The sequence below is a fragment of the Brevundimonas sp. genome (genome assembly GCF_016463295.1).
GTDB lineage: Bacteria > Pseudomonadota > Alphaproteobacteria > Caulobacterales > Caulobacteraceae > Brevundimonas.
In genome coordinates this window covers 1-6845 of record NZ_JAEMRO010000100.1, presented here as the reverse complement: position 1 = coordinate 6845, position 6845 = coordinate 1, and the positions used below count along the sequence as shown (strand labels likewise).

General features: G+C 67.9%; 11 protein-coding genes. All 11 read left to right on the top strand.

Going from position 1 to position 6845, the window contains the following annotated elements; all coding sequences use genetic code 11:
- The first annotated feature begins 116 nt into the window (after positions 1–116).
- The gene (locus tag JHC81_RS13120; RefSeq protein WP_292175396.1) at positions 117–635 is read left to right on the top strand and encodes a hemerythrin domain-containing protein; all 519 of its coding nucleotides are present in this window, start codon (positions 117–119) and stop codon (positions 633–635) included.
- 45 nt (positions 636–680) lie between these two features.
- On the top strand, positions 681–1379 hold the full coding sequence (locus tag JHC81_RS13115) for an MgtC/SapB family protein (RefSeq protein WP_292175394.1): 699 nt from the start codon (positions 681–683) through the stop codon (positions 1377–1379).
- Positions 1380–1432: 53 nt separating this feature from the next.
- Positions 1433–1951: a crossover junction endodeoxyribonuclease RuvC gene (ruvC, locus tag JHC81_RS13110; protein WP_292175393.1), complete on the top strand. Its 519-nt coding sequence runs from the start codon at positions 1433–1435 to the stop codon at positions 1949–1951.
- The gene (gene ruvA / locus JHC81_RS13105) at positions 1948–2565 is read left to right on the top strand and encodes a Holliday junction branch migration protein RuvA (protein WP_292175392.1); all 618 of its coding nucleotides are present in this window, start codon (positions 1948–1950) and stop codon (positions 2563–2565) included. The genes ruvC and ruvA overlap by 4 nt, the downstream gene beginning before the upstream one ends.
- A gap of 184 nt (positions 2566–2749) precedes the next feature.
- Entirely contained in the window at positions 2750–3784 is a 1035-nt protein-coding gene (ruvB, locus tag JHC81_RS13100) for a Holliday junction branch migration DNA helicase RuvB (RefSeq protein ID WP_292175390.1), read from the top strand.
- A gap of 37 nt (positions 3785–3821) precedes the next feature.
- Entirely contained in the window at positions 3822–4217 is a 396-nt protein-coding gene (locus JHC81_RS13095) for a hypothetical protein (RefSeq protein WP_292175388.1), read from the top strand.
- Positions 4214–4684: a tol-pal system-associated acyl-CoA thioesterase gene (gene ybgC / locus JHC81_RS13090; protein ID WP_292175386.1), complete on the top strand. Its 471-nt coding sequence runs from the start codon at positions 4214–4216 to the stop codon at positions 4682–4684. Before JHC81_RS13095 ends, ybgC begins: the two co-directional genes overlap by 4 nt.
- A gap of 1 nt (position 4685) precedes the next feature.
- Positions 4686–5135 carry a hypothetical protein gene (locus JHC81_RS13085; protein WP_292175385.1) on the top strand — a complete coding sequence of 150 codons (450 nt, stop codon included), beginning with the start codon at positions 4686–4688 and terminating at the stop codon, positions 5133–5135.
- A 148-nt stretch (positions 5136–5283) separates the two neighbouring features.
- Positions 5284–6036, top strand: a complete 753-nt coding sequence (gene tolQ, locus JHC81_RS13080) for a protein TolQ (RefSeq protein ID WP_292175383.1) — start codon at positions 5284–5286, stop codon at positions 6034–6036.
- Positions 6037–6039: 3 nt separating this feature from the next.
- The gene (locus JHC81_RS13075) at positions 6040–6501 is read left to right on the top strand and encodes an ExbD/TolR family protein (RefSeq protein ID WP_292175381.1); all 462 of its coding nucleotides are present in this window, start codon (positions 6040–6042) and stop codon (positions 6499–6501) included.
- A 6-nt stretch (positions 6502–6507) separates the two neighbouring features.
- A partial coding sequence (locus JHC81_RS13070) for a hypothetical protein (RefSeq protein ID WP_292175380.1) occupies positions 6508–6845 on the top strand: 338 nt, incomplete at its 3' end.

Sequence of the window (6845 nt, the reverse complement as noted above, 5' to 3'; positions counted from 1 at the left end):
GACATCTCCGACGAGGACCTGGCGAAATACGCGGGCTGAGGCTTGCGAGTCGTTAGCGCGGAACCGGTGAGGGCGGCGGCGATTATGCGGCTTCAAGCCTTGCCGGAGCCGACCTCATGGACATCACCCAGCTGATCCTCGACGACCATGCCGAGCAGCGCCGCCTGTTCGCCATCATCGAGCAGATCGATCCGAAGGACACCGATGCCCTCACCGCGGTATGGGGCCGCCTGTCGGCCTTTCTGGATGTGCATGCCGAGGCCGAGGAGCGGTTTTTCTATCCGCAGCTGATGAAGATCGGCGAAGGGGCCAATGACGCCGAGGACGGCACGGTCGCGGGCGAGACCGAGGACGCCATCGAGGACCACAACAAACTGCGCGACGCGGTCAAGGCCGTGGAGAGCCACAAGGTCGGCTCACCCGGCTGGTTCGAGGCTGTGGGCGCGGCCAATGTCGTCAACTCCAAGCACATGGGCGAGGAAGAACGTCAGGGGCTGACCGATTTCCGCCTGAACGCTGATCTGGAGATGCGCCACGACCTGGCCGTCAAGTTCGCCGCCTTCGAGGCCGAGCACATCACCGGGGTCAAGCCGGTGAACAAGGACCCGGACGCCTACGTCGAAAAGCACGGCTAGGTCCATTCGGAGGAACCGCCGCGCCGCGCCCACCGTTCGCTCCGGATGGACTGGAACGACCTGCCCGCCTTCACCCTGCCCCTTCTTGCCGCTGTTCTGGCAGGCGGCCTGATCGGCTTCGAGCGGGAATGGCGGGGCCGGGCGGCGGGCTTTCGCACCCACATCCTGGTCTGCCTGGGCTCGGCCCTGTTGATGGAGGCGGCCGTCATGCAGGGGATGTGGCGGTTCGCGCCCCTGCCCGGGACGGATATCGTCAGCGATCCGACCCGGATGGCGCACGGCGTCCTGACCGGCATCGGCTTCCTGTGCGCGGGCGTGATCTTTCGCAGCGGCTTTTCGATCCACGGCCTGACCACAGCGGCGTCACTTTGGGTCACGGCGGCGATCGGCCTGCTGTTCGGGGCGGGGCTGTACGGCCTGGGTGCGGTAGGGACTTTGCTGACGGCGATTATCCTGATTGGCCTCAGACTTGTCAGCGGACGGCTGCCACAGACGGCAGTCGTCGATGCCCGCGTCGCCTGGAAACGCGAGACACCGCAGGTCGAGGCGGCGGTGCATCAGGCCTTGAAAAATCTCAACCGCGTGGCCCGCTCGGACCACCACGAACTTCTGGACGATGGCCAGACCGTGCGCTGGGGCTTTCGCCTCACCAAGGCGACACCCGAAGCCATCCATGCCTTCGCCGAGCGGCTGAGAGCCATCGACGGGGTCATCGGCTACGATCTGGACCCGCGCGACGATTAGAACGGCATCGCAGTCATTGTTCGCTAACCGTCTTTGCGGCATGACTGGAACGAATGACGAACGCGCTGATTCAGAATGGAACGCGAATCCTGGGCCTGGACCCCGGCCTGCGCCGCACCGGCTGGGGCGTTGTTGTGGCCGAGGGGTCGCGGCTGCGCTGGGTCGCCCACGGCGTAGTCGCACCGCCAGAAACCGCGCCCTTCAGCGAGCGGCTGCTGTTCCTCCTGGAAGCCGTGTCCGAAATCTGCGCCGCCCATGCCTGCGATGAAGCGGCGATCGAGGAGGTGTTTGTCAATATGAACCCGTCCTCCACGCTGAAGCTTGGCCATGCCCGCGCCGCGGTCATGCTGGCTCCCGCGCGATGTGGCCTGTCGGTCGCGGAATATTCGGCCAATCTGATCAAGAAGGCCGTGGTCGGTGCAGGCCATGCCGACAAGAGCCAGATCGCCTTCATGATCAAACGTCTCCTGCCTGCTGCTGGCGACGTGAAGACCGACGCCGCCGACGCCCTGGCCGTCGCCATCACCCATGCTCAGCTGCGCAAGCGGGCCTTGCTGGCGGTGGCGTCATGATTGGCCGCATCCGGGGTTTATTGGCGGAGGTGGAGCAGGATCACTGCCTGATCGACTGCGCCGGTGTCGGCTATGTCGTGGCCTGCGGGGCGCGCACTCTCCAGCGCCTGCCTGCGCCCGGTGATGAGGCCACCCTGCATGTGGAGCACGTCTGGAACGCCGAGAGCGGCCCGCGCCTGTACGGTTTTCTGACCCGCGACGAGCGGCGGGCCTTCACCACCCTGACCGGCATTCAGGGCGTGGGGCCCAAGGCGGCCCTGTCGGTGCTGGACGTCCTGCCGCCCGGCGACCTGGCCGGGGCCGTGGCGCGGGAGGACAAGGCGGCGGTGGCGCGCGCCAACGGCGTCGGCCCCAAACTGGCCCTGCGCATCGTCACCGAGCTGAAGGGCAAGCCGCTGGGCGAGGTCAGCTTCACACCGAGCGCGCCGGGGATGCATGCCGAAGCCGTGGTGCCGGTGCCCAGTGTGACCGGTGAGGCGGTGTCCGCCCTGCTGGGTCTGGGCGTCGCCGAGATCAATGCCCGCCGCGCCGTCGATCAGGCGCTGATCCGGCTGGGCGAGGAGGCCGAACTGTCGGCTGTGATCCGGGCGGCCTTGCAGGAGCTGGGACGGTGAGTAGCGCAACCCACTACCCTTCTCCCCTTGCGGGAGAAGGTGCCCCGGAGGGGCGGATGAGGGGTCGCACAGGTGCCAAAGCGTCTGGCGCAACTCCTCTGTTTTATAGATCCGCGCGACCCCTCATCCGTCATGCTTCGCATGCCACCTTCTCCCCCAAGGGGAGAAGGATCAGAACCACTCCATGACCGACGACCGCATCATCTCGCCCGAGCCCGCCCCTGGCGAAGCCTACGACCGCGCCCTTAGGCCCCAGGTCCTGTCGGAATTCGTCGGTCAGGAAGCGGCCAAGGGCAATCTGAAGGTGTTCATCGACGCCGCGCGCGGCCGGGCCGAGGCCCTCGATCACGTCCTGCTGTTCGGCCCGCCCGGCCTGGGCAAGACCACCCTGGCGCAGATTGTGGCGCGCGAACTGGGCGTCGGCTTCCGCGCCACCTCTGGACCCATCCTGGCCAAGGCCGGCGATCTGGCGGCGATCCTGACCAATCTGGAACCGCGCGACGTCCTGTTCATCGACGAGATCCACCGCCTGGCCCCCACGGTCGAGGAAATCCTCTATCCCGCCATGGAGGACCATGTGCTGGACCTGATCATCGGCGAAGGCCCATCGGCGCGGTCGGTCCGGATCGACCTGGCCCCCTTCACCCTGGTGGGGGCCACGACGCGGGCTGGTTTGCTGGCCACGCCCCTGCGCGACCGGTTCGGCATCCCCCTGCGGCTGGAGTTCTATACGCCCGACGAGCTGGTCCGGGTCATCACCGGCGCGGCCCGCAAGATGGGAGCCCCCATCGACGAGGAAGGCGCGCGCGAGATCGCATCGCGCGCCCGCGGCACCCCGCGCGTGGCCGGGCGGTTGCTGCGCCGCGTGCGCGACTTCGCCACGGCAGAGGGGGCGGCAACCATATCGAAACTGGTCGCCGCCCGCGCCCTGTCACGTCTGGAGATCGACGAGGTCGGTCTGGACGCCAACGACCGCCGCTTCCTCAAGGCCCTGATCGAGAACTATGGCGGTGGTCCCGTCGGCATGGACACCCTGGCCGCCGCCATCGCAGAAGCCCGCGACGCCGTGGAGGATGTGATCGAGCCCTATCTGCTGCAACAGGGCTTTATACAGCGCACCCCGCGCGGCCGCATGGCCTGCGCCAAGGCCTATGCCCATCTGGGCCTGACTGAACCACCGGCACCACCGAAGGCGCCCGATCTGTTTGGCGGGAAGTAGGCCAAGAGACGGCTTCACCTTCAGGCCGAACCCCGGCATGCTTGGCCGCATGGCGCGTCGGGTCATCAGAACGGATCGGCTGATCGTGGTGCTGGGCATCGCGGTTCTGGTGCTGGGCGGACTGGCCGCGTGGATCTTCGTGCAGAACGGAGCCCTGACGCCTCAGGAACCGGATCGTCAAGCCCGCGCCCTGACCCAGCTGCGCGAGCATCTGGGGCGCACGGCCGAGCTGCGCTACACCGAACAGGGCGACGGTCTGGCTCTGTGTGGCTATGCCGGGCGGCGCGGCGAGCCCGAGGTGGTGGCCTTTGTCTCCCGACCCCAGCGCATCCTGCTGGACAATGATCCCCTGCCCAAGGAGTTCGCGGCCATGGTCCGCGCCGACTGCCCCGGCTTCATGGAACGCCGTCCCGCTCCCAGGCCGACGCCATGACCGACTCCCCTACTTCCGGGCGGTTCGAGGGGCGAGAGCATCGCCTGCCGGTCCGCGTCTATTACGAAGACACCGATTTCACCGGCCTGGTCTATCACGCCAACTATGTGCGGTATTTCGAGCGGGGTCGGTCGGATGCCCTTCGCATGATGGGCATCGGCCATGCGGAACTGCTGGACGGCGATCGCCCCTTGGCCTTCGTCGTCTCGAAGATGGGTCTGACGTTTCACAAGCCCGCCCGCATCGACGACGCCCTGATCGTGCGGACCCACTATGATGCCGTGAAGGGCCCCCGCCTGCTGATCAACCAGACCGTCACGCGCGGCGACGAGGTGCTGTGCCGGGCCGAGGTCGAGGTCGTCTGCATCCATATGGACGGTCGCCCGCGTCGTCCGACGCAAGCCCTGAAGGACAAGGTCGGCCCCTGGCTGGCCACCCCTCACACCCTGACCGGACCGGAGACCTGACATGGCCCAGACCACGACCACCATGACCGAACGCCAGGGCTGGACCATACTGATCACCATCGGCCTGCTGACCGTGCTGCTGTTCGGCGGCGGCCTGGTCGGCTGTCCCTACTACAAGGTCTGGGAGCGCAAGATGGCCGGTCAGGCCGAGCTTCAGTATCAGCAGGGGGCCCGCCAGGCCCTGATCGCCCAGGCCGCCGCCGAGGACGAGGCGGCGATCAAGCGGGCGGAGGCGGCGACGCGCCGCGTGCGCGGCTGGGCCGACGCGGCCAAGCGCGGCTGTCAGGATCTGGGCCGCGCCAATGACGTGGCCTGCGAGGACCAGTTGCTGCGCGACGCCGCCACCTATTCCATCGCCAAGGAAGGCCATGAGGGCGTGATCATCAGCGTGGGTGCGCCCGTGTCGGTGGCGGTTCAGCCCAACGCCCCGTCCGCCGCGCGCTCCGAATGATCGGCCGCTCACGCAACCGTCAGACGCCGACTGAGTGACGCCGGGGCCACACCCGGCTAGACCCGCGCCACACCGCCACACAACCGCCACCTCCATCCGGTGCACAGGGATGGAGCCACATGCACGAATCGCGACCGAGGACGCCTGAATGACCATCGCCGCCCACGCCACGTCCATGCTGAACCCGATCGAGATGTTCATGGCGGCCGATCTGGTCGTGAAGGCCGTCATGATCGGTCTGGTCTTGGCCTCGCTGTGGTCCTGGGCGGTCATCATCGACAAGGCGATCAAGTTCAGCGGGCTGAACAGCCGCGCCAGGGCCTTCGAGGCCGAGGTCGGATCGGGCCGGTCGCTGGAGGATATCGCGGCCCAGGCGGGCACCAATCCCGAACACCCCCTGCCCCGCATGCTGGTCATCGCCCTGGCCGACTGGCGTGAGACACGGACGCGCGGTCCGCTGAACGAGCATCAGGGCAATCTGCTGGTCTCGCGCATCGACCGGGCACTGGACAGTCTGATCGCGCGGGAAAGCCAGCGGGTCGAGAACGGGCTGGGCGTTCTGTCGGTCGTGGCGACGTCCTCGCCCTTCGTCGGCCTGTTCGGCACGGTCTGGGGCATCATGAATGCGTTCGGGGCTATCGCGGCCTCGGGCAACACCAATCTGGCCACCGTGGCCCCGGCGATCTCCGAGGCGCTCTTCGCCACGGCCCTGGGTCTGGCTGCGGCCATCCCGGCCTATATCGCCTACAACAAGTTCTCGATCGACGCCGGCAAGTTCACCGGCCGTCTGGAAAGCTTTGCCGACGATCTTCAGGCCGCCGTTGCGCGTCGACTGAGCGGCCCGGTGCCCAGTACGCCAGCCAGCCGTCCCTACGACGATACCGCCCGCCGGGAGTATTGAGCCATGGCCATGGGTGGAGCAGCCGGGGGCGGAGGTCGCGGACGCGGTCGTCGCCGTGCCCGCAAACAGCCGCTGAGCGAGATCAACGTCACGCCCCTGGTGGACGTCATGCTGGTGCTGCTGATCATCTTCATGGTCTCGGCCCCGCTGCTGACCGTTGGCGTGCCGCTGGAACTGCCCAAGACAGAGGCCGGAGCCGTCGATGCCAGCGATGAGCCGGTGACCGTCTCGATCAAGGAAGACGGCGAAATCTTCGTGGGCGAAGGCGGCGTCAGCTGGGACGATCTGGTGCTGCGCGTGGCCCAGGAAGGCGGCGAGGGCGCCCGCGAACGCCCCGTCTTCGTCCGGGCCGACGGCCGTGCGCCCTATCAGGCCGTGGCGCGCGTCATGGCCCGACTGTCCTCCGAAGGCTTCACCAAGCTGAACCTGATCACCGACACCGCTGCCTCGGCCGAGGAGGGCTAACGCGCGATGCAACGGCCCGCGCCTGCCCTTATCGCGTCGGTCCTGCTGCATGCGGGCGTGATCGGCATCGCCGTCCTGGCCAGCAGCCTGGGCTGGGTGAAGGCCCCTCTACCCACCGTCACCGCCGTGCCGGTGTCGATCGTCTCGGACGTGGTGATCGAGGCCGGCCCCGCCGACAATCCCAGCGAGGAACTGGTCACCGAAGACGCCACCACCGCCCCGGTCGAAGTCCCGCCCGAGCCTGTGCCGGTGGAACCTACACCGCCCGCCCCGCGTCCGACGCCCACGCCGACCCGACCAGCCCCGACCCCGCGTCCACAACCCACACCGCCACGCGCCCAGCC